The organism is Vreelandella sulfidaeris Esulfide1, from assembly GCF_054072535.1.
Map to the genome: position 1 here is coordinate 294,238 of NZ_CM133364.1, position 26,891 is coordinate 321,128.

Consider the following 26,891-nt stretch of genomic DNA (forward strand, 5'->3'; position numbering starts at 1 on the left):
ACAGCCTGCCTACCCGGCGTTGGCTGTCGACACATTAGGAGATATACCATGTCTGCCTCACCTGTCACATTGATGGTGGCGCGTCGCGTTGAGCACGGCCGCTACTTGGATTTTAATCGTTGGCTTAATGAAGGGCGCGAGCTAGCGGCCGATTTTGCCGGCTACCTTGGCTCCGGCGTATTGGCACCCCCCGCTGATGACGATGAATATCAAATCATATTCCGCTTTAGCAACAGCGAAACGTTAGCCGCCTGGGAACACTCGGCCTCGCGCCATGCATGGTTGGCGCGCGGCAAAGGGCTATATGAAGCGCCTCATGAGCACCGCGCCACCGGACTAGATACGTGGTTTCAAACCAGTGGCAGCAGTGCTCCGCCGCGCTGGAAGCAAGCAGTGGCCGTCTGGTTGGCCTTCTTTCCTATCTCGCTGCTATTTCAGTGGATATTTGGTGGTGTGCTCGCCGATTGGGCACTGGTGCCACGTGTGGTGGTTAGCACCTTGATGTTGACGCCGGTAATGGTGTTTGTATTTATCCCCCTCTCTATGCGCCTGTTAGCTCCCTGGTTGCAAGGTAAATGGTCACCTTTGGATCTAGTCGCGCGTTGGCGGCACACCCAGCGTTCATCGTAAGTTTGTCTTTAGTTCTGCGCTTCCATGGGTTCTATGCTGTGTTGGTGCTAATCTTAGTATACTGGTCCTTTGATGATGGCCTTTATGATACTAAGCTGAATGTGCCTGCAGAAAAGGATAACTGACGCCAGTGTAATGCTGGCGTAAAACCCAGCCCCATGGAGTGTTTATGATCCACGTTCACCATCTGGAAAAGTCTCGTTCGCATCGTATCTTATGGCTTCTAGAAGTCCTTGAACTGGATTATGAGCTAGTGGTTTACCAACGCGATGGCAAAACACAGCAAGCGCCAGCTTCGCTGAAAAAGATCCACCCGCTGGGTAAATCGCCGGTAATTACCGATGGTGATCTCACTGTAGCTGAGTCAGGAGCGATCATTGACTACTTGTTACAGCGCTATGGGCAGGGGCGATGCCAGCCTTCCTCCGATGATAGTCGCGCTTGGGTGGATTATCGCTACTGGCTGCACTATGCAGAAGGCTCATTGATGCCGCTATTGGTGATGCAGCTTGTGTTTGGCCAACTTCCCAAGCAGTCACCCTGGTTGATAAAGCCACTGGCAAAAGGCATTAGCGACACGGTTAGTAAGCGCTTTCTAGCACCGCAGCTTAAACAGCATCTCACCTTTATTAACCAACATCTGTCAGCCAACGGCAGTTTTGCGGGGCCATGGCCTAGCGGTGCCGATATTCAAATGAGCTTTCCGCTACAGGCGGTTGCCGCCGTCCAGTCACTGGAAAAATACCCTGCCATTGCCGCTTTTGTTTCCCAAATCGAGCAAGATGCTGCATGGCAGCGAGTGGTAGAGCGGGCAGGTCCGCTTACCATTCCTGGCCAGTAAATAATTGCCATGCGCTATTCGGTAGCGGCTATTAATAGCCGCCAATCGTTTAAAAATTCCGTACTTCAGCGGATGGCTGGCCTGCTCAGAGGTGGCGGGGCGGTGTTTCTTTTGTGGACTTTTTTATACGCGCCACAGAGTTACGCGAAGAATGCCCAACCAGCAGATTTTCTTGGGCGAGCACCGCTGAGTGGGGAGAGTGCTGAGGTTATCGCCAGCGCTGCCTTATTAGCGTCTGCTGCGACACTCCCAGTCGATGTCCTGCGCCGAGTTGACGATTATTTGGGGCGTTGGGGCATTGTGTTACTGCTTGTTCTGCTGTTGTTGGCACTTATTGGCAATGTATTAATGAAGCGCCGTATAAAGCATAACCGTGCTTTGCTACAAACCAATAAAGAGATGCTGGCGACGATACTGGACAGTGTAGACGCCTTTATTTATATCAAATCTCCAACGTTAGAGTATCAGTACGTTAATCGTCGTATTAGCGATCTATTTGGGCTGCCTGCAGACAAGATTATCGGTAAGCGTGATGAGGCATTCTTTGATGCTGGCAGCGCCGCCGAAATCGACCAGGTTGATCGCAATGTATTACTTTCTGGTAAAAAAGTGACGGTAGAGGAGAGTAACGTCTTGCAAGGCGAGAGCCGGGTAAGAACCTTCTTATCAATTAAAATGCCGCTGTCGATGTCTCCAGGGGCGCCTCCTTCGCTATGCGGTATTTCGACCGAACTCACCGATTATCTCGAAATGCAGTCGCACACGCATTACCTAGCTTTTTATGACTCGCTGACGGGACTGCCCAACCGCCGATTACTGTTGGACTCATTAACGGCTGCTATTGAGGATGATGAGTGGGCCGCGTCATATAGCGCAGTGCTGGTGATAGACCTGGATAATTTCCGTTTAGTGAACGATATACAGGGCCATAATAGCGGTGATCAGTTGCTGATTAATGTTGCTGAGCAGCTACGCCAGCGGCTTGGAGAAGAAGCTACCTTGGCACGCTTCAGTAGCGATGAGTTTGTAGTGCTGGTCAATAACCTAGGCGAGCAGCAGACGGATGCTGTTCTTAAAGCCGAGCGCGTGGCGCGCCAACTGTTGGAAACCATTGCCCAGTTAAGAAGCGGCCACTCGTTACCCATCAGTGCCAGCATTGGCATTTCGCTGTTTACTGGGGGCGAGCACAGCATGGATAGCGTGTTGCAACAGGCTGATATGGCCTTGCAACAGGCAAAGCGCGCTGGGGGAAATACGCTGTGCTTTTTTAATACTGACATGCAAACCAGCGTGTTGGAAAGGGCCAGTTTAGAAGCTGATCTGCATAAGGCGCTTGAGCGCAACGAGCTGGCGCTGCATTACCAAGTGCAAGTCGACCATCAGGGCGTTACGACGGGTGTGGAAGCGTTGTTGCGTTGGTATCACCCCCTGCGCGGTTGGGTTTCCCCCGCGACGTTTATTCCTTTGGCGGAGGAGAACCGACTGATTTTGCCGATCGGTTACTGGGTGCTGCGATCAGCTTGCGAGCAATTAGCGAAGTGGTCGCATCAAACGGCCTATGCGCCCTTAAGTATTTCCGTCAATGTGAGTTCAGTGCAGTTTCAGCAGCCGGAGTTCGTGCGTGACGTTGAGGCATTGCTGGCAGAAACGCAGGCACCGCCGAGCCGTTTGGTGCTAGAAGTAACCGAGAGCCTGTTGATGCATGAGCCAACGCGAGTGCGTAATACGATGTTGAGACTCCGGGCTAAGGGGGTCCGCTTTGCGCTTGATGATTTTGGAACAGGCTATTCGTCGCTAAGTTATCTCAAGCGATTGCCGTTAGATGAGTTGAAGATTGACCAATCGTTTATTCATGAACTGCTTACCGATAAAACGGATGCGGCAATTGTTGATACCACGATACTGCTCGCAGTGAGCTTAGGTTTAACGGTGGTGGCGGAAGGGGTAGAGAAAAAAGAGCAGCTTGATTGGCTCAGAGGCCATGGCTGTTACCGCTATCAAGGTTACCTATTTGGCCGCCCGACACCGATTGAGTACCTTTTTGAGAGCTATTAAGCGGTTATATCCCCCCCTTCAAACAAGCTGAAGGGGGGGAAGGCAGTTCAGTATAAGGTGCCCATCTTAGCTAAAAAGCGCAAAGCTCTCAGCGTTGAGCCACATATGTACCAAAATGCTGGCGACATAACCGAGTAAAATAACCGGTGACCAGCGCAAATGGCCCATAAACGTATATGACCCCCTTGCCTGGCCCATGACCGCCACACCAGCAGCTGAACCAATCGATAGTAAGCTGCCCCCGACGCCCGCGGTTAAGGTAATCAGCAGCCATTGGCCATGGGACATGTCGGGCTCCATCGTTAGTACTGCAAACATCACTGGAATGTTGTCGATGACCGCCGAGACAACGCCTAACGTAATATTGGCTGCGGTGGCATTCCAGCCGGTATAGAGCGCTTCCGACAGCAAGCCGAGATAGCCCATAAAGCCAAGCCCGCCGACGCACATAACCACCCCGTAGAAAAACAGCAAGGTATCCCACTCTGCGCGCGCCACGCGGTTAAACACATCGAAGGGAACCACACTGCCCAACTGCGCCAGCTTACGGTCATCACCACGACGGCTATAGCGTTCGCGTTTACGCTCCAGCGAGCGGGGTAGGCTGCGACGCAGGTAGTAGCCAAAGAACTGCAAGTAGCCCAAGCCGGTCATCATGCCCAACACTGGCGGCAGGTGGAGCACAACGTGACACAGTACAGCGGTCACGATCGTCAATAAAAACAGCAGCACAATGCGCCGCGCGCCGCGCTTCATCCACACATCTTCATAAACGCTGGCAGGCTTCTCATCCTTGATGAAGAAGCTCATGATGGCTGCAGGAATCAGGAAGTTGACCAAGGAGGGGAAGAACAGAATGAAGAACTCCTGGAACTCAACCATGCCTGCTTGCCACACCATCAGGGTGGTAATATCGCCAAACGGACTAAACGCCCCCCCCGCGTTGGCGGCCACTACGATATTGATACAGGCCAGGTTAATAAACCGCCGATCACCTTCGGCGACCTTCGTCACCACCGCACACATCAACAGCGCGGTAGTGAGGTTATCGGCAATCGGGGATAACACAAAGGCGAGACCGCCGGTCAGCCAAAACAGTGTGCGATAGTTGAAGCCCTTGCGCAGCATCCAGGAACGCAAGGCGTCAAAGACCCGGCGTTCTTCCATGGCGTTGATATATGTCATGGCCACCAGCAGGAACAGCATCAGCTCGGTGAATTCCAAAAGCGTTACGCGAAAGGCGTACTCGGATGCTTCCGACATACCATTTTGAACATACACCCAGCCGATGAGCCCCCAGATAATGCCGGCGGCAACCAACACGGGTTTAGACTTACGCATATGAATCTTTTCTTCCGCCATGACGAGTGCGTATGCCAGAACGAAAATAGCTAATGCGAAAAAGCCCACGAAAGAAGCCGTTAGATCTAACTCACCGGTGACTGCAAAAGCAGAAGGACTCACAGAAAATAGTAAGGCCGCTAACAAAAAAAGCCAGCGACGATACAATCGAGGCTGGCGAGAGGGTTGGCACAACGTAGGCATGTGACTTTCTTCCTCATGGTTAAGTTGTCAGGAGTGGTTTGAAAACGGAATTAGTTTATCAGCCTATATTGCGATGCAATACCTTATAAAAACGAACGAAAACAGTTCTTCTTAGGGTAATGGCATCTTTTTTTAATAAATTAATCTTTTAGGTAATGGTAACTTTAGCAGTATTAGTTTTACAAAAGACTTAACAAATTCATGATTATTATACTAACGCCGAATAGTATTATTGAATAAACGTCAATTTTATAAATGTTATCACTAATACAGCCTTGCTTAAGCAGTCTCAGGCTTTCTCCGATGTAATCGTGAAGAGGGCGATGGGGAGAGTGCTCGCTTAGGGACATCGTGCTATGTTGAATCCCGCCAAGCTGGCGGCTTGGTAAGATAAAAACGAGGCCCGTTAGAAAACGGCCACTGAATACGCTAAGGAAACAACGATGCGCAATCCATTTCGCTCCCTTTGCCGTACGCTTAGCGTGTCGGCTGCTACGCTCGCGCTGGCGAGTGCCGCTTTCTCTGCCCATGCTGAAACCCGAGTGACCTATAAGTCGGCTTCTGCTGGCACCGCCTATTACCAGATGGGCGTAGAGCTTTCAGAGGCAATTCGCCAGGGTACGGATGACGCTATTGTGCTGACCCTGGAAGAGAGTCAAGGCTCGGTTCAAAACGTAATGGAAGTCATGGCGCGCCAAGGTAACTATGTGTTCACCACACCGCCTGCATTAGTCGCTCAGGCGATGGCTGGGGAAGGGGCGTTTGCAGAACGTCAGAATCCCCGCTTTCAAGAGATACGCGGGTTATTTCCGATTCCCTCGATAACCATGCATTTTGTACTGGCAGGTGACGAAGGCGTCACCGATGTGTCTGCATTGGCAGACAAGCATTTATTAATAGGCCGAGGCACTTTTGGCGCCCGCGAAGCGTCTCGTTATCTGGAACTGTTTGGTCTGGAAGAAAGTGTCCAAATTGCCGATGCAGCCATTGGCAGCGGTCCCGATGCGCTCAAAAATGGTCAGATTGATGGTTTTGTGACCGCCAGTTCTTTCCCGTCTCCTAATGTGATTGAGACGGCCGCCAGCATGCCAGTCTCATTGATCAGCCTGAGCGACGAACAAATTGAACAAACCGGCGCAGCGCGCCAAACGATCCCCGGCGGCACCTACCCCGGTATCGATAAAGATGTCGAGACCACATCGCTGCCGGTGATTGCCTACACTACGACGGCGATGGATGATGACACCGCTTATACACTGACTAAAACATTCTGGGAGCGCCGCGATGCCATGGCCGAAGAGGCCGCCTGGTGGGGCAGTATTACCCCTGGCATGCTGGAAAACATGAGCGGCACGTTACACTCAGGTGCGCTGCGTTATTACGAAGAAGCGGGGTTCGATGTGCCTGATACCCTGCGTTAGCATTTTGCAGTAACCCTTTATGTTTATTTCCCCACCGCCACGGCGCTTACGCTGTGGCAGTCCTGTGTTGATGCAGTATTGATAGGCAATTTGGCATGCGTGTTTTAACCTCGTCGCACACGGCGGCCCCCGCTGATGATGACGCAATAGCGCCTGGTTGGATGATGCTGGGCGCGGTCAGTGTGGTGTTCCATCTTGGGTTGATTTTTTATGGTTTAACGCCTGCACTCGTTAGCCGCCCCCTACACATGGCGCTGTTATTACCTTGGGTGCTGGTCTATATGGCTAACACCCCGGCGCAGCGAATGAGTGGTTGGTTGCTGACAGTGCTGGGTATTGCCGCATGCGGCTATATTGCGATTAACGAGGCTGCGTTAGCCAACCAGTACGGTTTTATTGATACCCACTTACAGATGGCGATTGGACTGTTTTTAATTGCTCTGGCGCTTGAGGCGGCACGCCGGGCAATTGGCTGGCCACTCCCACTGGTGGCCCTGCTGGCTTTGCTATACGGCGCTTTTGGCCAGTATATGCCGGGCGCCTTTGGCCATCCTGGGCTGCCGCTGCCCAGTATGGTGGGCACGTTAACCATTGCCGAGGGCGGGCTATGGGGCTCGCTTACCGGCGTCAGTGTCAGCGTTGTCGCCATTTTTGTGATTTTTGGCGCAGTGCTAAATGCCGGCGAGGCGGGCCAAGGCTTTATGAACCTGGCAAGCGCCGTCGCTGGGCGGTTTACCGGCGGAGCCGCCAAGGTGGCGGTGATTTCCTCTGCGCTAATGGGCTCTATTTCGGGCTCGGCCTCGGCTAACGTGGCGTCCACCGGGGCGATTACCATTCCTTCCATGGTGCGCCTGCGTTATCCGCGCTCGTTAGCCGGTGCGGTAGAAGCAGTTGCCTCCTCTGGCGGACAAATCATGCCACCGCTGATGGGCGCGGGTGCGTTCGTGATGGTGGAACTGACGGGCACACCCTACACCCAGATTATGGCTGCAGCTATGCTGCCGGCAGTGCTCTATTTTTTAACCGTTTGGGTCGGTATTAACGCCTATGCGACCCGGCATGACTTACAGCCTGTGGCTGAAAGCGAACGCCCCGGCGCGAAAGAGGTGGCCATTACTTCGCTGTTTTTCGCGATCCCGTTCGTGCTGCTGTTAGAGCGCATCTTTAATGGCGGTTACACCCCGCAGTACGCGGCTAGCATTGCGATTTTTGCAGGCATGGCGCTGCTATTCTTCAACGTGACGCTGCGTTTTTCGTTTCCCGGTTTTGCCAGTCGGTTAGCGGTCGCCGCGATCACCGCGGGGCGTCAAATTGCGGTGATCGGGGCGATTATCCTGTGCGCTTCGCTGGTGGTGGGCGTGCTGTCGTTGACAGGGTTGGGCGTTAAAATCACCTCAGCTATTTTATCGCTTTCCAATGACATGCTATGGCCAGCGCTGCTACTCACGGCGCTCGCCTGTTTGATTTTAGGCATGGAAGTGCCGACAACCGCCGCCTATGTGATCTGTGTCTCAGTCGCCGGCCCTGCGTTAACATCGCTGGGTTTAGAGCCGCTCTTGGCGCACCTGTTCGTCTTTTGGTACGCGCTGCTTTCGACGATTACGCCGCCGGTGTGTGGCGGTGTGTTTATCGCCGCGGGGATGGTGGGCGAGAACTGGCTCAAAGTCGCCTTCAAGGCCATGGCGTTAGGGATCGGACTATATATCATTCCCTTGGCGATGGTCGCCAACCCAGAAATAATTCGGCTGGCGTTCAACCCTGCAGGTGCCTTGTTTGACGCATTGAAAGTGGCGATTGGCTTGGGTGCCATCTCTTACGGTGTTATTGCGCATAAAGCGCTATGGCAGCGAGGCGCACTTGTCGCGGCGGGGACCCTTCTGATTTTCATGATCTAGTTCTGCTTTAAGTGTCAGCCTCCAGGCGTAGCGAAGAAGACGCCGGCAGTGGGGTGGTGGCAAACATCACCCAGGTATCTAGCGCGGGGCCCAGCGACTGCATCAATCGCAACTGATTGGGTGCCTGCTCGAGTACTTCTGCGGCGCAAATGCCTGCTTCATAACGCCCAGCGAGCAGGCCCTCTGCCACTGCTACTGTGGTAGGGGCCTCAATAATCTCTATGTATTCCGTTAAGTCAGTGTAATAGCGTGTCGCTGGTTGCAGGGCCACCTGGGTGGGCTGGGTAATGGCACGTTGTGCAATCAATGCCAGTGGCTTGCTGCCTGCAATAAACGTATCCACTGGGAAGACACGATGCATATAGCGACCCACACAATCACTGTGGGCCGGGTGAGCAGTACACTGCAGTACATGGCTGGCTTGCCCTGCAAGGAGAGCCTGGAAGGCGTCTTCAAACTGGGTGAATAGTGTCACGCTACCTTTGCCTGAGCCGCGTCTCGTTAAATAACGTTTAGCAATCAGTTCGTGGTTATTGCCACTAGGTCCTAGGGTTGCAATGTACACGGTATTCCTTATTCATCAGGAATGGCCAAACAATTGAGCCAAAAACCTAAAAGATCGTAAAGCTGAGTGCTATATAGGCCGCATAACCGGCGAGTAATGCGGCCCCTTCCCAACGAGATAGGCGCATGCCGGTATACAAAAACAGCACCAGTATGCCGGCGGCACCTAGCATGACCCACTGGTCAAACAGGGCTACGCGTGATGCAAGGGGCAGCGGCTGTAAAAATGCTGAAATGCCCAGGATGCCCAGCAGGTTGAAAATATTACTGCCAAGGATATTACCCACGGCGACATCGGCATGACGGCGCAATGCAGCAATCACCGATACGGCCATTTCAGGTAGCGATGTGCCAACGGCGACAATGGTTAAGCCGATTACCGCCTCGGAAATGCCCATGGCTTGGGCCAGACCAATGGCGCCAAACAGCAGCAACTGTGAACCGCCAATTAGCATGCCCAAACCGACTACTAGCGCGATGGCAATCATCCAGCCTGTGGTGGGGAGCTTGGTCATTTCTTCGGCTTCCGAAGCGTGCATCTCCGCGGCGGGAACGTGCTGACGGCTTTCGCTAATGTATGCCCACACAAGATAACCGACGAGTCCTGCTAAAAAAATTCCCGCATCAATGCGTCCCAATGCGCCGCCGAATGAGAGGCCAATAAACAGTAGGCTGGCCAGTACCACCACCAGGCCATCCCGGCGCAGCGCTAATGGTTGAACTACCATTGGGCAAATAACGGCGCACATGCCCAAAATCAATAAGATGTTGCCGATATTGCTGCCAACAATATTACCCACAGCAATGTCCGGTTGTTGATTAATAGCGGCATCAACCGAGACGACAAGTTCCGGAGCTGAGGTGCCAAAACCAACCACTACAAGCCCTGTGAGCAGTGGCGAAACCCCCACTCTTCGTGCGCCAGCCACCGCGCCGCGAATAAGCGACTCTCCCCCAAGGGTTAAAAGCGCGATACCTGCTAATAAACTGAGTCCATATAGCATTTCCAAAACCTCATCCAGAGTACTCGCCAAGCCGCTATTAATGCGGGGTTTGCTTGGCTAGTAGAGCGCGCTAGGCGGTCGGATTAATGGTGCCCAGCTCACTGCCAAGATTACTGCTTTTTTTAGTAATTTGCGCTGTTTATAAACGTTTATAAAAGGCTGGTCGGCAAATTAAAAAATACAAAAGCTTTGACCTGTTTGTACATACGTGGCAAGGTGTGCGCAGTTAGTAAGTTAGCAAGCAAGCATGGTTCCAGAAACATTCGAATTCTTTCGGTAGTCTGTAATTGTATTCCTTGTTCTACTCACTATTTATCTGGGTAATACCAGGAATTTTACAATTCGCGATTAGCGAGAAGGATTTATATCATGGCAACTGGCACAGTTAAGTGGTTCAACGATTCTAAAGGTTTTGGCTTCATCGCACCGTCTGACGGCAGCGACGACGTTTTTGCTCATTTTTCTGAAATTCAGTCTGATGGCTTCAAAACTCTGCCTGAAGGCGCTAACGTTTCTTTTGACGTTACCCAAGGTCAGAAAGGCCTTCAAGCATCAAACATTAAGCTGCTTTCTTAATCCCAGCGATTATTTAAGTTCTCGAATCGTTTAGATTCGATGATCGGGCCCCGCTCACGCGGGGCCCGATGCGTTTGTGAGTTCACAAGAACCGCCGTAGCCATCATTGCTGTATCCGCTGTCGGTCATCGCTCCCCCCCCCCCGTTATCTCTTTCCTAACACCATCTGTATGCCTTTATAAAACAGCTTGATTAAATGATATGTTATATTGTATCTTTTTTGCTGCTGTTATTTCACAAGGGAGAAAGCAAGATGGGCGTCAGCAAAATGCTAGATAGTAAAATGATGATATCGCCACTTAAGAGTGTGAGTGTCTTAGCATTCAGTACGTTGTTACTGGCGAGTGCTCACTATGCCAGTGCTGATGACCATGACCACAGCCATGATCACGATCATGCTCATCATGACCACGACTACGACCACGACCACGACCACGACCACGACCACGACCACGACCACGACCATAAACATAACCATGATAGCGATATCTATTCGGGTTATTTTGAGGATGAGCAGGTCAAGGATCGCTCGCTGTCAGACTGGGAAGGGGACTGGCAATCCGTCTATCCGTACCTACAAGATGGCACGCTAGATGAAGTGTTTACGAATAAGGCAGATAGTGGCGATAAAACCGCCGAAGAGTACAAAGCGTATTACGAGATAGGGTATGAAACGGAGGTAGATCGTATCGTTATCGAAGGTAGCAATGTCAGCTTCTTTGCGAACGGCGAAGAGATGTCGGGTGACTATCAGTACGATGGCTACGAGATTTTAAATTACGAGGCGGGCAACCGGGGGGTTCGCTTTATATTCGAGCTTGAAGGCGAAGGGGCTGAAGAGCTTCCCCAGTATATTCAGTTCAGCGACCACAGCATTTACCCCACTGATGCAGACCACTACCACCTTTACTGGGGCGATGATCGTGAAGCACTGTTAGAGGAAGTGACTAACTGGCCAACTTATTATGCCTCAGAGCTAAGTGGCGAAGAGATTGTTGAAGAGATGCTGGCCCATTAAGCTGTATTAAGCATACGGTAATGATTGAAAAGCGCTGGCTATCATGCCAGCGCTTTGTTGTTATGGGCACTGTTAAAATAGGATTCAGGACAGATCGACGGCACACTTTCCGTATGGTTTTACCAATTGTCATAGGGCCATTCATTATGCGCTTGTCTGCACTTTTTATTGTTATTGGGTTGTTGGTCTCAAGCAGCTTTGCCTATGCGGGCGATAGGTGTGATAACGCGACTACCCAGGCTGAGCTCACTGAATGCTCGGCGCAGGCCTATCACACAGCTGACGATGCGCTAAATGAAGCCTACCAAGTGCTGGTAGACCAACTGAGTAACAACGTCGCGTCATTGGAAAAGCTTAGAGCCGCCCAGCGGGCGTGGATCGGTTTTCGCGATGCCGAGTGTGCGTTTGAAAGTAGCGCTGTTGAAGGCGGCAGCGCCCAGCCGATGATACGCAATCGCTGTCTTGAAAGTGTGACCCAGGCGCGCACACAAACACTGCTTGAGCATGCCCGCTGTGAAGAGGGAGAACTTAGCTGCCCGCGCTAAGTGAGATAAGAGATTTCGTCGTGAAACGGAAAAGCACCTGAGGGTGCTTTTTTCGAATGGTAGCCGGTGAGATATCCCATACTTTCTGGGGGCAAAGCATGGTTTTTTCACCTTGTTGTGTACGCCATATGGCCGCTTCGGGTACGTTATGCCGACTGCTTGAGTGATTAAAGCGCTGAGCGGAAGGTGATACGTATCAAGCTGAATAAGCAACCATTTAGGAGAAGGGCATGGGGCTGGTCTTAATATTGTTAATCGTAGTGGGGTTTATTGTGCTAGCCACCAGCAGGTGGAAAGTACATCCCTTCCTGGCACTGCTGGGTGCTGCTTTTATCGCGGCCTTCGCTTACCGGTTACCCATTGACTCGATTGTCAGCACGATTACCTCAGGGTTTGGGGGCATTCTCGGCTACATAGGTTTGGTCATCGTGTTGGGCACCATTATCGGGGTGATCTTGGAAAAAAGCGGGGCGGCCATCACCATGGCTGATTTCATTATCGCGCGAATAGGTGACCGCTTTCCTACGCTGACGATGTCGATGATTGGCTATATCGTCTCGATCCCGGTTTTTTGCGATTCCGGCTTTATCATTCTCAATTCGCTCAAGGAGTCGCTCGCCAAAAAGCTGCATACCTCCTCAATTACGATGAGTGTGGCTCTCGCCACCGGCCTGTATGCCACGCACACCTTCGTTCCACCAACGCCGGGCCCTATTGCGGCGGCAGGCAACCTGGGGCTTGAGTCGAATCTTGGACTGGTAATTGCTGCAGGTATTCCCATAGCCGCCGTTGCCGCCATTGCCGGTATGCTCTGGGCAAAGCGTTTTGCACATACCGACCCTGACGTGCACGACACACCCCAGCATACTGATGACCAGTGGCAGGACTGGGAAGCGCTCAAGGCCAGCTACGGCCGTCTGCCTGGGCCTATGGCAGCATTCGCGCCTATCATTGTGCCTATCCTTTTGATCTGTATCGGTACGCTTGCCCGCCTGCCGACAGCGCCTGTTGGCGACGGGGCGGTAATGGACATTCTCAGCCTGCTCGGGCAGCCGCTAACGGCCCTGCTGATCGGTCTGCTGCTTTCCTGCACGCTGCTGAAAAGTGACGATAGGATCGCTGAGTTCAGCGAACGTATCAGCGAAGGCATTCTGGCGGCGGCGCCCATTTTGCTGATTACCGGTGCTGGTGGTGCCTTTGGGGCCGTGCTCAGCGCTTCGCCATTGGGTGACTACCTGGGCAACACGCTCTCCACGCTGGGTATCGGTATCTTGATGCCGTTTATCGTATCGGCCGGGCTGAAGTCGGCGCAGGGCTCTTCTACAGTGGCGCTTGTGACGACATCTGCGCTGGTTGCCCCCATGCTGGACTCGTTAGGGCTGGGTAGCGATATCGGGCGTACGCTCACGGTAATGGCCATCGGCGCAGGTGCCATGACGGTCTCGCATGCCAACGACAGTTTCTTCTGGGTCGTCTCGCGCTTCAGCCGCATGAGCGTAGGGCTTGCCTACCGAGCACAGACGATGGCAACCCTCGTTCAGGGTGTTACCGCGATGCTACTAGTGTATGGGCTATCGCTGGTATTGTTGTAAATCGTACTGACTGCTTTAAATCGTTAACGCCCCTGACCACTCGAAATGGTGTGGCCAGGGGCCAATACGTATACAGCCATGGTTGCTTAGGATTCGCGGAGTTTCTATCACAGGCTGAGTGTCTATCTGAATAGTTTTCTCATATCCGAGACACAAAAAAAGCACCTAAAGGTGCTTGATTTGTAGGGGTGTCTGGTGGAGGCGGCGGGAATTGAACCCGCGTCCGCCAGCACGCGCCTATTGGCTCTACATGCTTAGATTTCGTCATTTGTTTTAACGCGACTGACTCCGACGATCAGGATTCAGCCACGCGAGCCTTCTAAAGTTTAACGGTTGGCGAGAAGACACCACCAACCGCGGTCCTATCAGCTTTAGCTCATATCCCCGCAGTGATGAATAGGCACATCACCTTGGGGCCAGGCAAGAAGCTAACAGTGTTTAAGCTGCTAGCGCGCCTTGAGCGTAGTTTTCGTCATTTGCGACTATTTTTCGTGATGTGGGATTTACGAGATACATCACGCTCTCGGCATGCACCGCAAGGGTTGTCACCGGCGTCGAAACCATGTCGCCCCCTGATTACAGATGAGCATTCTAACGTGCTCACAGCTAATTGACCAGTTATGCCTTGTTATGTTCCCGCATAATTCGACCTTTTTGGCGACTCCAGTCGCGATCTTTTTCGGTGGCGCGCTTGTCATGCAGCTGTTTACCGGTGACCAGCGCCAGCTCGCACTTTACCTTATTGCGCTTCCAGTAAAGTTTTAGAGGTACACAGGTGTGGCCTTTGTCCTGGGTGATCGAAAAGATCTTGGCGATCTCTTTGCGATGCAGCAGCAATTTACGCGTGCGGGTAGGGTCGGCAATTTCATGGGTGCTTGCCGTGTTGAGCGGCATGATGTGGCTGCCCAGCAGAAAAGCCTCGCCATTGCGTACCAAAATATAGGTGTCGGTAAGCTGGGCTTTGCCAGCACGCAAGCTTTTCACTTCCCAGCCAGCCAGCGACAATCCTGCCTCGAAGGTCTCATCGATATGGTATTCAAACCGTGCCTTCTTATTTTGGGCGATAACGCTGCTACCGGGGCCCTTACTATTACCTTTCTTAGTGGCCATGGAACCTCATAATTAATCTGTCAGTGGCATCCCCTTCGTTATTTGGGGAGGCGTGATACCATTTAAGGTCTGAAATAATGTTTCCCATGATACGCTTTGAGCACTGTGAAGTCAGCGGAGAGGTCAATGCCAACCGTCAATCGTTCCGCCTTGGTGCGGCACACCCCCCAAAAGATGTTCGATCTGGTCAACGACTTCGAGCGCTACCCGGAGTTTTTGCCTGGATGCCGTCATGCGCGCTTGATTGAGCATGATGAAGCGCACCTGATCGGCGAAATGACCCTGGGTCGCGCCGGCGTCGAGCAAACCATCACCACGCGCAACGACCTTTTTGCGCCCGAGCGTATTGAGCTTTCGTTGGTAAAAGGACCGTTCAAACGTCTAAAAGGTCGCTGGCTGTTTATCCCCATGGGAGAGGGCGCCTGCAAGGTCAGTTTAGAAATGGAGTTTGAATTCGCCAACCGGCTGCTCGGTATGGCCTTCGGAAAGCTTTTTCAGCAAATAGCTGGGCAGCTGGTCGATGCCTTCACCAAGCGCGCTAACGAGCTGTATGGCCGTTGAAACGCTAACGGTTGAAGTGGCTTTTGCATTGCCGTCTAAGCAGCGCATAGTGGCTCTGCGCGTGCCGGAGGGCACCACCGCACGCCAAGCTGTTGCCTTGGCTGATCTACCGACACTATTCCCTGAGCTGCCTGATACTACATTCTCTCAGGCACCTCTAGGGATCTTCGGTAAAGCACTACGCGACCCTGACACTTACCTGTTGTGTGCAGGTGATCGCGTAGAAGTCTACCGGCCGCTGGCCATCGACCCAAAGGTCGCTCGTTTAGAGCGTGCAAAGCGGCAAGCGAACGACCCAGGGCGGTAAGCGTGCTTTAAGGCTGTGACACGGGCTGCGCACTTGGTGGTATCGGCGTCTGGGTGCTCTCTTCTGGTAATGCATCCATGGGATCAACGCCTTCCGTTGCTGGCCCCATGCTGCTCTCACCCTCAAGCGGCAAATCTTCGGAGAAATCACCTTCTTGCTCAATGTTCGCCAAACGGCCCTGAGGGTCGAAGGTGAGCGTGACGCGGCGTTGCTCTACACCGCCATACGCTTTGTCTAAACGGAACACATAGTCCCATTGACTGGCATCAAAAGGCGCTTCTAGCAGCGGCCTACCCATCACATAAGTGACCTGCTCCCGAGTCATGCCGGGCTGAAGTTGGCTGACCATCTCCTGTGTCACTAGGTTGCCTTGGGGAATGTCGCGCTTGTACACGCCAACGTAGCTGCAGCCACTAACAACGGTCAGGGCAACGGAGAGCGTGATGATTCGAGTCAATTTTTGCATTTGGGCCTATTCTTCACTATCGTGGTTTCGGTTGATCATACCCGACCTAACCTGTTACTGCGAAGAGCGACCATGGCCGATCAGAACCATGAATTGCGCAAAGCCGGTCTAAAAGTGACCCTGCCGCGCGTCAAGATACTTCAGATTCTCGAAAATGTTTCGGGTCAGCACCACCTTAGCGCGGAAGAAGTGTACAAAACACTGATTGATGCGGGCGAAGATGTTGGCCTGGCGACTGTATACCGCGTATTGACTCAGTTTGAGTCAGCGGGTTTGGTTATTCGTCATAATTTTGACGGTGGCCATGCAGTTTTTGAGATGACCCAAGAGGATCACCATGACCACATGGTGTGCCTTGAAAGCGGTGAGATCATCGAGTTTGTCGATGAAATCATCGAGCGTCGTCAGCAAGAGATCGCTGAAGAGCATGGCTACGAACTAGTGGATCATGCGCTGGTGCTTTATGTGCGTCCCCGTGGATCAGATGTGACGCGCCAAGACAGCGGGCCGACGAATAGAAAATAATGTTCGTGGGTCGACACAGTAGCCGTGGATAAGACGTATAAGCGTCCCTGGTCTACTTGGCAAATTCGCTATTAATGGAATTCGCCAAGTAGGCAGGGGCGTTTTGTTGTGCTGGATATAATTGTGCTGGATATAGTTGTGTTGATGTAACTGCGATATCGCAGTTCTCGCTTATCAATGTGGCGGGCGCTGGCTAGCGTGCAGCATTTCGCGTGCGTGGGCGAGGGTTTGATCAGACAGCGTCACACCTCCCAGCATACGTGCCAGTTCGCTGATGCGGCCCTGTTCGTCGAGTAGCGCCATTTGGGTCAGTGTTGTATCGCGTTTGGCCTGTTTCTCAATATGCAGGTGCTGATGCGCCTGTGCCGCTACTTGGGGTAGGTGGGTCACGGTCATCACCTGACCATTTTCACCTAGCTTACGTAGCAATTGACCTACAATTTCGGCAGTGGCGCCGGATATGCCCACATCCACTTCGTCAAATACTAAGCTAGGCACCGTCGAATGGGTTGCTGCGACGACTTGAATCGCTAGGCTGATCCGCGACAACTCGCCGCCGGAAGCCACTTTGGTTAACGGCCTTGCGGGCTGGCCGGGGTTGGCGCTAATTAAGAACTGCACACGATCAAGACCTTCAGGGCTCGGCGCCTCTTTCGCGGTGACCTCCACTTCGAAACGCGCTTTACCCATCGCTAAAAAGCCCAACTGTTGCTGTACCTCTTTACCCAAGCGAAGCGCGGCTTTTTGGCGGCTCTCGCTGAGCTTTTTCGCCTCTTGGCGGTAGCTTTCGCGTAGCTCAACGACCCGTGCACTGAGAGCTTCCAGATCATTGCCACCTTCTTCTAACTGCGCAACTTCGCGTTGCAAATTGGCATGTAGGGCGCATAGCTCTTCAGGGGCAACATGATGTTTGCGAGCAATTCGATGTACGTCGGCCATTCTCTCTTCAACCCACGCTAGCCTTTCAGGGTCTAATTCGGTCGTGCTGGCGAGGCGATTGAGTTCGCTGGCAGCCTCTTCCACTTGAATGCGAGCATCGCTCAGCATAGCCAGTGTATTCGCCAAGGTGCCTTTGTCACTGCCCGGCAGTGCGCTTAAATGAGTGAAGGCCTGATTCAGTAATGACAATGCACCCCCTTCATCGCTGGCGCAGCAGTCAGCGGCAAACTGAGTCTCGCGTAAGGTCTCTTCCGCATGGGCGAGCGTATGTTGCTCTTCCTCTAGTGTGGCTAATTCGCCTTCTGCTAAGCCGAGCTGATCCAGCTCTTCCACTTGGTAGCGCAGCAACTGCCGTTTGGCCTCAACTTCGCTGCCTTCTTCGCTTAGCTTCTTTAGCTGACGGCGGGCATTACGCCACTCGCGGAACGTTTCGGCTAATTGTGTAGTGGCATCGTTCAGGCCTGCGTAATCATCCAGCAGCGCAAGATGGGTCTCTTCGCGCATTAAGGCGTGGTGGGCATGCTGGCCATGAATTTGAATCAGCTGCTCGCCGAGAGATTTGAGATCCGAGATAGTCGCAGGGTGGCCATTAATCCATGCTTTGGAGCGACCATTGGCAGTGACGACACGGCGCAGCAGGCATTCTTCCGCCGGCAGTTCGCGGGCCGAAAGCCACTCGACGGCAGCGGGCAGGTGCTGGATGTCGAAACGTGCAGAGAGGTCCGTGCGCTCACGTCCATGACGGACGCTGCCCGCATCGGCACGCTCACCCAGGCATAACCCGAGGGCGCCTAGCAGGATGGATTTGCCTGCCCCGGTCTCCCCGGTAATGGCCGTCATGCCGCCGGATAAATCGAGTTCTAAATGATCAACAATAGCGAAGTCTTGAATAGCGAGCTGAGTAAGCATGGCGCCTCCCAAGGCGGAACAGCATAGGAGCTGGGTACTTATCCAATAGTTGTTGATTTATACAGTAGTTAATAACTCACTTCAATGCACCTCTTGAGATGGAATTTATGGCCCCCATATAGCGTGCATGATCAATAAAAGCGAGTAGCTAACGGCTTACTTCTTTGCGCGCAGCCCGCGTGGTAGCGCACTACTTGTTATTTAGGAGCACAACATGGCGAAAGAACCGCAAACACCAATGGATGATGAGTTGGCCCGCCACGAGCATGAAGCCGAGGGCGCTGAACAAGCGGCTGAGAAAGTGGCCGAAGAGCGCTTGATGGAAGGCGAGCTTGAAGGGTTGATCAATGATGAGGAGCCGTTAGAAGGCAACGTCGACAACCCTGAGGCGGAAATGCTGGCTGCCCAAGTAGGCGAGTTAGAGCAGAGCTTGGCCGACGCCAAGGATCAAGCCCTGCGCGCCGCCGCGGAAGCACAAAACGTGCGTCGCCGTGCCGAGCAGGAAGCTGAGAAAGCGCGCAAGTTCGCGCTTGAGAAGTTTGTGAAAGAGCTACTGCCGGTGGTGGATAGCCTGGAAAAAGCACTTGAGACAATGGAAGAGGGCGCCTCCGAGGTTCACCGTGAAGGCGTTTCCATGACGTTGAAAATGCAGCTGGATGTGCTCAATAAATTCGGCGTCGAAAGCATCGAGCCTCACGGCGAGCCTTTCGATCCGCAGGTGCACGAAGCAATGACCATGGTACCTAACCCAGACCTTGATCCGAATACCGTGATGGATGTTATGCAGAAGGGCTATTTGCTCAATGGACGCCTAGTGCGCCCGGCCATGGTAGTGGTCAGCCAAAAAGCCAATTGAGCCATTGGCTGCACAGGGAGTGAAAAAAAGCCCTTGAAATGTCAGCGGCGGCCCCCAAATAAAGGGCAACCCCGCGGGGAAACCCGCAACTGAGTTTTAAAAAATCAGTTCTAAAACTTAATTTTCAGTTTTGTAACAATCGAATTCGAGGTATTGCTATGGGACGTATAATTGGTATTGACCTGGGCACCACTAACTCTTGTGTGGCTGTGCTCGATGGTGACAGTGCTAAAGTTATCGAAAATGCCGAGGGTGGCCGTACGACACCTTCTATCATCGCGTATACAGATGATGGTGAAACGCTGGTCGGTCAGGCGGCCAAGCGCCAAGCCGTCACTAACCCAGAAAACACCTTGTATGCTATCAAGCGTCTGATTGGCCGTCGCTTTAAAGACGACGTTGTTCAGAAAGACATTAAGATGGTGCCGTACAAGATCACCGAAGCCGATAACGGTGATGCCTGGGTTGAAGTAAAAGGCAAAAAAATGGCACCGCCGCAGGTTAGCGCGGAAGTGCTGAAGAAAATGAAGAAGACCGCCGAAGACTACTTGGGTGAAACAGTCACCGAAGCGGTCATCACTGTGCCGGCCTACTTCAACGACAGCCAGCGCCAGGCAACGAAAGACGCCGGCCGCATCGCCGGTCTAGACGTTAAGCGCATCATCAATGAGCCGACCGCTGCCGCACTGGCTTACGGTATGGACAAATCGCGCGGCGACAAAACCATCGCGGTTTATGACCTGGGTGGCGGTACCTTCGATATCTCGATCATCGAAATTGCCGATGTTGACGGCGAAACCCAGTTTGAAGTGTTGGCCACCAACGGTGACACCTTCCTGGGTGGCGAAGATTTCGACTTGGCATTGATCAACTACTTGGTCGACCAGTTCAAGTCTGACAGCGGTATTGATCTGTCCGGCGACAACCTGGCCATGCAGCGTCTGAAAGAAGCCGCAGAGAAAGCCAAAATTGAGCTTTCTAGCGCTCAGCAGACCGACGTGAACCTGCCTTATATCACTGCCGACAACACTGGCCCGAAACACCTTAACGTTAAGGTGACACGCGCCAAGCTGGAGTCGCTGGTAGAAGAACTGGTTCAGCGCTCGCTTGAGCCGTGCAAAATGGCGCTGAAAGATGCTGGCCTGTCCGCTTCTGAAATCGATGAAGTGATCCTGGTCGGTGGCCAGACACGCATGCCGATGGTGCAGAAGAAAGCCGCTGACTTCTTCGGTAAAGAAGCACGCAAAGATGTTAACCCGGACGAAGCGGTTGCGGTTGGTGCAGCGATTCAGGGCGGCGTACTGGGTGGCGACGTTAAAGACGTTCTGCTGCTTGACGTTACCCCGCTTACCCTGGGCATCGAAACTCTGGGTGGTGTAATGACGCCGCTGATCGAGAAGAACACCACCATCCCGACCAAGAAGACACAAACCTTCTCAACGGCGGATGACAACCAAACGGCGGTGACCATCCACGCTGTTCAGGGTGAACGTAAGCAAGTGTCGCAGAACAAGTCGCTGGGTCGTTTTGATCTTGCCGACATTCCGCCGGCACCGCGCGGCGTGCCTCAGATCGAAGTCGCCTTCGACTTGGATGCCAACGGTATCCTGAACGTATCGGCGAAAGACAAGGCTACCGGTAAAGAGCAGTCTATCGTCATCAAGGCCTCTAGCGGTTTGTCCGAGGAAGAAGTCGAGCAGATGGTGCGCGATGCCGAAGCGCACGCCGAAGAAGACAAAAAGTTCGAAGAGCTGGTACAGCTGCGTAACCAAGCCGATGGCATGATTCACGCCACACGTAAAACGTTGGAAGAAGCAGGCGACAAAGCGACTGACGACGAAAAACAGGCGATTGAGACCGCTATCAGTGAGCTGGAAGAAGCGGTTAAGGGTGACGACGTCGATAACATTCAGAAGAAGCTGGATGCATTGACCGAAGCCTCTGGAAAGCTGGCTCAGAAGATGTACGCCGAGCAGGCAGAAGCCGCTCAGCAAGAGGGCGGCGAAGGTGCCGAGAGCACCGGCTCCAAGCCAGAAGACGACGTGGTTGACGCCGAGTACGAAGAAGTCAACGACGATCAGAAAAAGCAGTAACAACCTCTTTCTGCCAAGGAAAGCGGTGACGCGGGAGCTTACTCCCGCGTTGCTGTTTCCGCGGCCAAGACGCACGTGGCTAAATGCGTAGTTATAAATATGTAGCTAAATGTGCAGTTGAGTGCGTAGCTAACCAGGAGGCGTAGGGCCCATGTCCAAGCGCGATTATTACGAAGTCCTGGGTGTCGAAAAAGGGGCCGATCAGAAAGAGATCAAGAAGGCCTATCGCCGTCTGGCGCAAAAATTCCACCCTGATCGAAACCCGGACGATACCACCTCAGCGGAAAAATTCCGCGATGTGTCCGAAGCTTACGAAGTGCTGAGCGACAGCGAAAAACGCGCTGCTTATGACCAGTTCGGCCATGCAGGCGTTGATGGCCAAGGTGGCGGTGGTTTCGGCGGTGCTGGTGCTGGTGATTTCAGTGATATTTTCGGCGATGTATTTGGCGATATTTTTGGTGGAGGCGGTGGCCGTCGTCGTGGGCCCAATGCCCCGGCACGCGGTTCCGACCTACGCTATAACCTAGAGCTGGATCTTGAGAACGCCGTTTCCGGTACCACAGTCGATATCCGTGTTCCACGGCATATCGAGTGTGACCGTTGCGATGGCGGTGGCGCTGAGCCGGGCTCTTCTAAAGAGACGTGTCCTACCTGTCATGGCCATGGTCAAGTGCGTATGCAGCAAGGCTTCTTCGCCGTGCAGCAAACGTGTCCGACCTGTCATGGCTCTGGCCAGCACATCAAAGTGCCGTGCCATAAGTGTAATGGTGAAGGCCGCGTACGTGAGACGCGCACGCTGTCGGTCAAGATTCCGCCGGGTGTCGATACCGGTGACCGTATTCGCCTAAATGGTGAAGGTGAAAGCGGCGTCAACGGTGGCCCGCCTGGGGATCTATACGTGCAGGTGGCCATCAAGCCGCACCACATCTTCCAGCGTGACGGCAAGCACTTGCAGTGTGATGTGCCGATTAACTTTGTGGATGCAGCGCTAGGCGGCGAGCTTGAAGTGCCCACGCTAGATGGCCGTGTGAAGCTGAAGATTCCACCGGAAACGCAAACCGGCAGGCTGTTCCGCCTGCGCGGTAAAGGTGTGAAGCCCGTGCGTGGTGGCATGCCCGGCGACCTGCTGTGCAAGGTGGTAGTGGAAACACCGGTGAAGCTTAACGATGAGCAGCGCGACCTACTGCGCCAGCTCCAGGAGAGCTTTGACGGCAGCAATAGCCACAACCATTCGCCGAAGAAAACCGGTTTCTTCGACAGCGTGAAGAGCTTCTTTGAAGATATGAAGCCGTAAGTCTGAGATAATGGTTAAACGTTAGTTGTTTGTCTCAAAAAACCCTCGGTTCGCCGGGGGTTTTTGCTGTTTAGGGAAGGCTGCGCGCAATGGATAACCTTCAGGAAAAGCCCACAAAGGGCATTTTGCTTCGGATACTGTCAGGTGCCCTGTTTACCGGCATGCTGGTGTGTATTAAAGCTGTCAGTGACGACGTGCCGGTGGGGCAGTCGGTGTTTTTTCGCTCGTTGTTTGCGCTGTTCCCGATCGTTATCTTTTTAATGATTCGTCGGGAGTTCCCTAAAGCGCTAGCCACCCGCCGCCCGCTGGGCCATTTATTACGCTCTGGACTGGGCGCGGCGGCGATGTTCTTCTCGTTTTCCGCCGTGGCGTTCTTGCCGGTGGCCGAGGCGACACTGTTAGTCCAGCTGGCGCCGATCTTTATGGCGCTGGGCGGGGTGTTGCTATTAGGCGAGCGGTTCTCGTTTTATCGCGCGGGCGCCATTGTATTGGCGCTGGCCGGCATGGCGGTGCTGGTCGTCCCCAATCTTAATTCCGAAGCGGGCGATGGTCGGCTGCTGGGCTATGTATTGGGGACGTTCGGGGCGCTGCTCACCGCGGGGGCGCTACTCACCGTTAGACGCATTTCGCGTACCGAGACCGCTGGCTCCATCGCGTTCTACTTTATTTTAGTGTCGTCGTTGGCTGGGCTTGCGACGTTGCCGCTGGGGTGGGCCTCACTTAGCCACATCGAGTTTGGCCTGTTAGTGCTTTCAGGGTTATTTGGCGGGGCGGGGCACATTGCCATGACGTTGGCGTTTCGCTATGCCGAAGTCTCGCGGCTGGCTCCCTTTGAGTATGTGGCGCTCGTCTGGCCTGTGATCGCCGATTGGGTGCTGTTTGGTATCCCGGTCTCCAGTGGCTTTCTGCTGGCGCTACCGCTGATGTTAAGCGGGGTAGCGCTAGCGGCGATGGAGGGGCGGCGGCTTAAGTTCAGGGCTAAGACTAATGGCTAGATAGCCTCTTCGACAATAAGCTGAGGTCGGCCCTTCGAGCACGGCTCAATGCGGGCGGTGACTTTATAAACCTGATGCAATAGCGCGGGCGTAATAACGTCTTCGGTGGGGCCGCAGGCAATCAGATGGCCGTTTTCCAATACCATCGAAGCATCGGTAAAGCGCAGCGCATGACCTAAATCATGAAGCGCTACCAGGATTAGCATGTTGCGCTCATCCGCCAGCCGTCTCAGTACCGATAACAGGTTGATCTGGCGATTGAGGTCGAGCGCTGAGGTCGGTTCATCCAACATTAAAATCTCAGGCTCCTGCACCAGCGCCTGAGCGGCACTGACAAGCTGACGCTGCCCGCCGCTAAGGTTGCCGAGGTCGCGTTCGCCTAGTGAGGTAATCGAAAGCTCAGCAAGCGCACGGTCAACCTGGGCCAGATCCTCTGGCTGCACTTTAAGGCTGCGACCCTGCATGCGCGCCAATAGCACTGACTCATAAACCGTTAGTACCGCTCTGGCGCCGGTGTCCTGGGGCATATAGGCCACCGGGCGCTCGACGCTGGTGCCGCTGATAATGACCTCCCCTTCGCCTTTCAGTAGGCCCAAAATACGTCGAAAAAGCGTCGATTTCCCGGCAGCGTTAGGGCCAAGTAAGGCCACAATTTGCCCGCCCTTAAAGGGAGGCGTTGTTATCTCTTGTAAAATGGCGCGACGCCCATAACGCGCCGATACGCGGTTTAATTCTAGAGTTACCATGAGGCCTTCTTGTGGTTAAGCACGAGAAATAAGAAGAAGGGGATGCCCACCAGTGAAGTAATAATGCCAATGGGAATAATGGTGCCCGGGATAATAATTTTGGAAATCACCGAGCCCACCGACAGAATCAGCGCACCGCATAGGGCCGAGCCGGGTAAGAAGAAGCGTTGATCTTCGCCCAGTAAGATGCGCGCAATATGCGGACCCACCAGACCGATAAAACCAATCGTGCCCACAAACGCCACCGCGATAGCCGCGAGCAGCGACACTAGCACCAACACTTCTAAGCGCAGCGCGCGAGGGTTGACACCCATGCTTTCTGCCTTGGCATCACCCAGGCGCACGGCAGTTAATGCCCACCCGTGGCGGGCCAGCAGTGGCATTACCGCAGTCAGTATCCCCAGAGCGATCCAGAACTTGGGCCAGGTCGCTTTAGTTAAGCTGCCCATGGTCCAGAACACGACTGCTGAGACGGCTTCCTGGCTGGCAAAAAACTGAATCAGCGCCATCAGCGAATTAAAGATAAACACCATCGCAATACCGAGCAGCACAATGGTTTCGACCGTGACGCCGCGCTTAAGGCTTAGTGCATGAATAAGAAACGCGGTGACCATCGCCATTAAAAAGGCATTGATCGGCACCACAAACTCAATGGCGGCAGGAATGATCGCTACGCCAAACGCCAGCCCAAGGGCTGCACCAAAGCTCGCGCCTGCAGAAATTCCCAGGGTAAAGGGGCTGGCTAATGGGTTGCTCAGTATAGTTTGCATCTGTGCGCCAGCCACCGACAGGCTGGCGCCCACCACGAGTGCCATCAGCGCCACCGGCATACGTATTTCCCAGAGAATTACCCGCGCCTGCTGGCTGACGCTATCTGGCGACAGTAGCGTTGCGATCACCTCATTCAGGCTATAGCGGGCTGGGCCCAGAGCTAAATCCACACAGAGGCTTAAAAACAAGGCCACCACCAGCGCCGCCAATATGATTTGGCGGCGAAAAACCTGGGTGCGATAAAAAGCTCGCCCCTGGGAGAGCTCTTGGGTGCTCATCGTTTTAATCGTCATTCAGCGTGACCCAATAGCCGGGTTCATAATCAATGGGCAAGAAGCGCTCGTGCAGTTCTTCCATTGTGGCATCGGGGTCTAAGTCGGCAAACAGCTCGGGGTGTAGCCACTTGGCCAGCTGTTGCACGGCCACGAAGTAGTAAGGACTGTTGTAAAACTGGTGCCAGATGGCGTGGAAGTTACCTGATTCCACCGCTTCAATGCCTGTCATCGCGGTCCGCTCGGTCAGCGCTTCAAGCTTAGCACGCGCGTTTTGCATATCTGACCCCGGTCCAACGCCGACCCAGTTGCCGCCCGGCACGTAGGCGTCCCAGTTGCCGCCGGTAACAACCACATGATCAGGATTGGCAGCAATAATCTGTTCAGGGTTCAAATTGCCGAAACTTTTCGGAATGATTCCTTCGGCAATATTGCTACCACCCGCCAGGGTGACATACTCGCCAAAGTTGGCAGGGCCAAAACTCATGCAACATTCGTCAGAGTAGCCGCCTGCCCGGTCGATAAACACGCTGGGGCGTTCTGGATTAGCCTCGGCGATCACATCGGTTACCCGTGCCAACTGTGTCTCGGCAAACTCGATGAATTCTTCGGCCGCGGCTTCATCGTCCATAATCTGGCCGATAATGCGCATGGAAGGAATCGTGTGCTCTATCGGATCCTCACGAAAATCCACATAGACAATAGGGATGCCAAGTTGTGCCAACTTATCGTCGTAGGCAGCGTCTTCCGTGGCGGCTTTTGCTTCGATATTCATCAGCACGACGTCGGGGGTGAGCGAGGCGGCCTGTTCAACATCAAAGGTGCCATCCTTAAACCCACCAAAGGTAGGTATTGATTCGATTTCCGGAAAGCGTTCCAGATAGCGGGCATAGTTATCAGGGTCTGCCTGAGAAAAATCTTCACGCCAACCGACCACATGAGCAAAAGGCGCTTCCGGTTCGAGCAACCCCAGCAGGTAAATTTGCCGCCCTTCACCTAAAATAACCCGCTCAGCAGGCGCGTCTAGAGTGACTTGGCGGCCTGCGATATCGGTGACGGTAATATCTTCACCCATAACAGTGGTGCAGTAACCAAAAGTGATGAGTGTGCCAAGCAGGAGTTTCAAGCGATGAGAGTTGAGCATTTAATGACTCGCTGGTCGGTGTGGGTAAACAATGGATTGGCGCCTCTTGCGCACGAGGACGACTTGTTCGTAGAGAGATGCAGTTGTTATTGTAACTGATTCGCGTTCTGTTTGTAGGGCTACATTATGCCTCTATCTATTGAAATGATACGGACTATCGAAATGATACGGGCATCCATGTGGCGGAGAATGCTCGGCGGTTTTCATCCATAATGCT

Annotated in this window: 25 protein-coding genes and 1 other RNA gene; 16 read left to right on the forward strand and 10 right to left on the reverse strand. The window is 53.5% G+C overall.

All coding sequences use genetic code 11. The features are described from left to right. Positions 1 to 48 precede the first annotated feature (48 nt). The 3 genes from ACW44H_RS01435 (at position 49) to ACW44H_RS01445 (ending at position 3,526) form a co-directional block, all read left to right on the forward strand. Entirely contained in the window at positions 49 to 630 is a 582-nt protein-coding gene (locus ACW44H_RS01435) for an antibiotic biosynthesis monooxygenase (RefSeq protein ID WP_113269770.1), read from the forward strand. 169 nt (positions 631 to 799) lie between these two features. Further along, the gene (locus ACW44H_RS01440; protein ID WP_457506353.1) at positions 800 to 1,471 is read left to right on the forward strand and encodes a glutathione S-transferase; all 672 of its coding nucleotides are present in this window, start codon (positions 800 to 802) and stop codon (positions 1,469 to 1,471) included. A gap of 102 nt (positions 1,472 to 1,573) precedes the next feature. Beyond that, entirely contained in the window at positions 1,574 to 3,526 is a 1,953-nt protein-coding gene (locus ACW44H_RS01445) for a putative bifunctional diguanylate cyclase/phosphodiesterase (RefSeq protein WP_457506355.1), read from the forward strand. 66 nt (positions 3,527 to 3,592) lie between these two features. Here the strand turns inward: ACW44H_RS01445 and nhaD are convergent, their stop codons facing one another. After that, the gene (gene nhaD / locus ACW44H_RS01450; protein WP_447045381.1) at positions 3,593 to 5,071 is read right to left on the reverse strand and encodes a sodium:proton antiporter NhaD; all 1,479 of its coding nucleotides are present in this window, start codon (positions 5,069 to 5,071) and stop codon (positions 3,593 to 3,595) included. Between the two features lie 443 nt (positions 5,072 to 5,514). On the opposite strand from nhaD, the gene ACW44H_RS01455 reads away from it, so the two are divergent. Both ACW44H_RS01455 and ACW44H_RS01460 read left to right on the forward strand, forming a co-directional pair. Next, a complete protein-coding gene (locus ACW44H_RS01455; protein ID WP_457506358.1) occupies positions 5,515 to 6,492 on the forward strand; it encodes a TAXI family TRAP transporter solute-binding subunit in 978 nt (325 codons plus the stop codon). A gap of 95 nt (positions 6,493 to 6,587) precedes the next feature. Further along, positions 6,588 to 8,387 (forward strand): TRAP transporter permease, encoded by a 1,800-nt coding sequence (locus ACW44H_RS01460; protein ID WP_457506360.1) that lies wholly within the window; start codon positions 6,588 to 6,590, stop codon positions 8,385 to 8,387. 7 nt (positions 8,388 to 8,394) lie between these two features. Here the strand turns inward: ACW44H_RS01460 and ACW44H_RS01465 are convergent, their stop codons facing one another. Both ACW44H_RS01465 and ACW44H_RS01470 read right to left on the reverse strand, forming a co-directional pair. Then, the gene (locus ACW44H_RS01465) at positions 8,395 to 8,952 is read right to left on the reverse strand and encodes a hypothetical protein (protein WP_457506362.1); all 558 of its coding nucleotides are present in this window, start codon (positions 8,950 to 8,952) and stop codon (positions 8,395 to 8,397) included. A 46-nt stretch (positions 8,953 to 8,998) separates the two neighbouring features. Then, on the reverse strand, positions 8,999 to 9,955 hold the full coding sequence (locus tag ACW44H_RS01470; RefSeq protein WP_457506364.1) for a calcium/sodium antiporter: 957 nt from the start codon (positions 9,953 to 9,955) through the stop codon (positions 8,999 to 9,001). A gap of 369 nt (positions 9,956 to 10,324) precedes the next feature. Between ACW44H_RS01470 and ACW44H_RS01475 the strand changes: the two genes are divergently transcribed. The 4 genes from ACW44H_RS01475 (at position 10,325) to ACW44H_RS01490 (ending at position 13,686) form a co-directional block, all read left to right on the forward strand. After that, entirely contained in the window at positions 10,325 to 10,531 is a 207-nt protein-coding gene (locus tag ACW44H_RS01475) for a cold-shock protein (protein ID WP_007111857.1), read from the forward strand. A 268-nt stretch (positions 10,532 to 10,799) separates the two neighbouring features. After that, a complete protein-coding gene (locus ACW44H_RS01480) occupies positions 10,800 to 11,549 on the forward strand; it encodes a metal-binding protein ZinT (RefSeq protein ID WP_457506366.1) in 750 nt (249 codons plus the stop codon). 146 nt (positions 11,550 to 11,695) lie between these two features. Continuing rightward, a complete protein-coding gene (locus tag ACW44H_RS01485; RefSeq protein WP_457506368.1) occupies positions 11,696 to 12,094 on the forward strand; it encodes a lysozyme inhibitor LprI family protein in 399 nt (132 codons plus the stop codon). Between the two features lie 230 nt (positions 12,095 to 12,324). Continuing rightward, on the forward strand, positions 12,325 to 13,686 hold the full coding sequence (locus tag ACW44H_RS01490; RefSeq protein ID WP_457506370.1) for a GntP family permease: 1,362 nt from the start codon (positions 12,325 to 12,327) through the stop codon (positions 13,684 to 13,686). Positions 13,687 to 13,879: 193 nt separating this feature from the next. Here ACW44H_RS01490 and ssrA read toward each other — a convergent pair. Continuing rightward, positions 13,880 to 14,259: a transfer-messenger RNA gene (gene ssrA, locus ACW44H_RS01495) on the reverse strand. Between the two features lie 45 nt (positions 14,260 to 14,304). Then, the gene (gene smpB / locus ACW44H_RS01500; RefSeq protein WP_008958772.1) at positions 14,305 to 14,796 is read right to left on the reverse strand and encodes an SsrA-binding protein SmpB; all 492 of its coding nucleotides are present in this window, start codon (positions 14,794 to 14,796) and stop codon (positions 14,305 to 14,307) included. A gap of 126 nt (positions 14,797 to 14,922) precedes the next feature. Here smpB and ACW44H_RS01505 point away from each other — a divergent pair, with 126 nt between their 5' ends. Further along, the gene (locus ACW44H_RS01505) at positions 14,923 to 15,357 is read left to right on the forward strand and encodes a type II toxin-antitoxin system RatA family toxin (RefSeq protein ID WP_447045396.1); all 435 of its coding nucleotides are present in this window, start codon (positions 14,923 to 14,925) and stop codon (positions 15,355 to 15,357) included. After that, positions 15,347 to 15,664 carry an RnfH family protein gene (locus ACW44H_RS01510; protein WP_457506373.1) on the forward strand — a complete coding sequence of 106 codons (318 nt, stop codon included), beginning with the start codon at positions 15,347 to 15,349 and terminating at the stop codon, positions 15,662 to 15,664. The genes ACW44H_RS01505 and ACW44H_RS01510 overlap by 11 nt, the downstream gene beginning before the upstream one ends. A gap of 7 nt (positions 15,665 to 15,671) precedes the next feature. Here the strand turns inward: ACW44H_RS01510 and ACW44H_RS01515 are convergent, their stop codons facing one another. After that, positions 15,672 to 16,130, reverse strand: a complete 459-nt coding sequence (locus ACW44H_RS01515; protein WP_113269757.1) for an outer membrane protein assembly factor BamE — start codon at positions 16,128 to 16,130, stop codon at positions 15,672 to 15,674. Between the two features lie 72 nt (positions 16,131 to 16,202). On the opposite strand from ACW44H_RS01515, the gene fur reads away from it, so the two are divergent. Then, positions 16,203 to 16,655: a ferric iron uptake transcriptional regulator gene (gene fur / locus ACW44H_RS01520; protein ID WP_096276274.1), complete on the forward strand. Its 453-nt coding sequence runs from the start codon at positions 16,203 to 16,205 to the stop codon at positions 16,653 to 16,655. Between the two features lie 174 nt (positions 16,656 to 16,829). Here fur and recN read toward each other — a convergent pair whose 3' ends face one another. Continuing rightward, a complete protein-coding gene (gene recN / locus ACW44H_RS01525; protein WP_457506376.1) occupies positions 16,830 to 18,503 on the reverse strand; it encodes a DNA repair protein RecN in 1,674 nt (557 codons plus the stop codon). A 214-nt stretch (positions 18,504 to 18,717) separates the two neighbouring features. Here recN and grpE point away from each other — a divergent pair, with 214 nt between their 5' ends. The 4 genes from grpE (at position 18,718) to ACW44H_RS01545 (ending at position 23,741) form a co-directional block, all read left to right on the forward strand. After that, a complete protein-coding gene (grpE, locus tag ACW44H_RS01530) occupies positions 18,718 to 19,359 on the forward strand; it encodes a nucleotide exchange factor GrpE (protein ID WP_113269755.1) in 642 nt (213 codons plus the stop codon). Between the two features lie 158 nt (positions 19,360 to 19,517). Next, positions 19,518 to 21,452, forward strand: a complete 1,935-nt coding sequence (gene dnaK, locus ACW44H_RS01535) for a molecular chaperone DnaK (protein WP_113269754.1) — start codon at positions 19,518 to 19,520, stop codon at positions 21,450 to 21,452. A 151-nt stretch (positions 21,453 to 21,603) separates the two neighbouring features. Beyond that, positions 21,604 to 22,746, forward strand: a complete 1,143-nt coding sequence (gene dnaJ / locus ACW44H_RS01540; protein ID WP_447045402.1) for a molecular chaperone DnaJ — start codon at positions 21,604 to 21,606, stop codon at positions 22,744 to 22,746. 89 nt (positions 22,747 to 22,835) lie between these two features. Then, positions 22,836 to 23,741: a DMT family transporter gene (locus ACW44H_RS01545; protein WP_457506379.1), complete on the forward strand. Its 906-nt coding sequence runs from the start codon at positions 22,836 to 22,838 to the stop codon at positions 23,739 to 23,741. On the opposite strand, the gene ACW44H_RS01550 is transcribed toward ACW44H_RS01545, so the two are convergent. Genes ACW44H_RS01550 through ACW44H_RS01560 form a run of 3 tightly spaced genes read right to left on the reverse strand, consistent with a single transcriptional unit; the run spans position 23,738 to position 26,674 of the window. Next, positions 23,738 to 24,487 (reverse strand): ABC transporter ATP-binding protein, encoded by a 750-nt coding sequence (locus ACW44H_RS01550; protein WP_457506381.1) that lies wholly within the window; start codon positions 24,485 to 24,487, stop codon positions 23,738 to 23,740. The genes ACW44H_RS01545 and ACW44H_RS01550 overlap by 4 nt on opposite strands. Continuing rightward, the gene (locus ACW44H_RS01555) at positions 24,481 to 25,536 is read right to left on the reverse strand and encodes a FecCD family ABC transporter permease (RefSeq protein WP_457506383.1); all 1,056 of its coding nucleotides are present in this window, start codon (positions 25,534 to 25,536) and stop codon (positions 24,481 to 24,483) included. The genes ACW44H_RS01550 and ACW44H_RS01555 overlap by 7 nt, the downstream gene beginning before the upstream one ends. A gap of 4 nt (positions 25,537 to 25,540) precedes the next feature. Continuing rightward, positions 25,541 to 26,674, reverse strand: coding sequence for an ABC transporter substrate-binding protein (locus ACW44H_RS01560; RefSeq protein WP_457506385.1), 1,134 nt, complete (start codon positions 26,672 to 26,674; stop codon positions 25,541 to 25,543). Between the last annotated feature and the right edge of the window lie 217 nt (positions 26,675 to 26,891).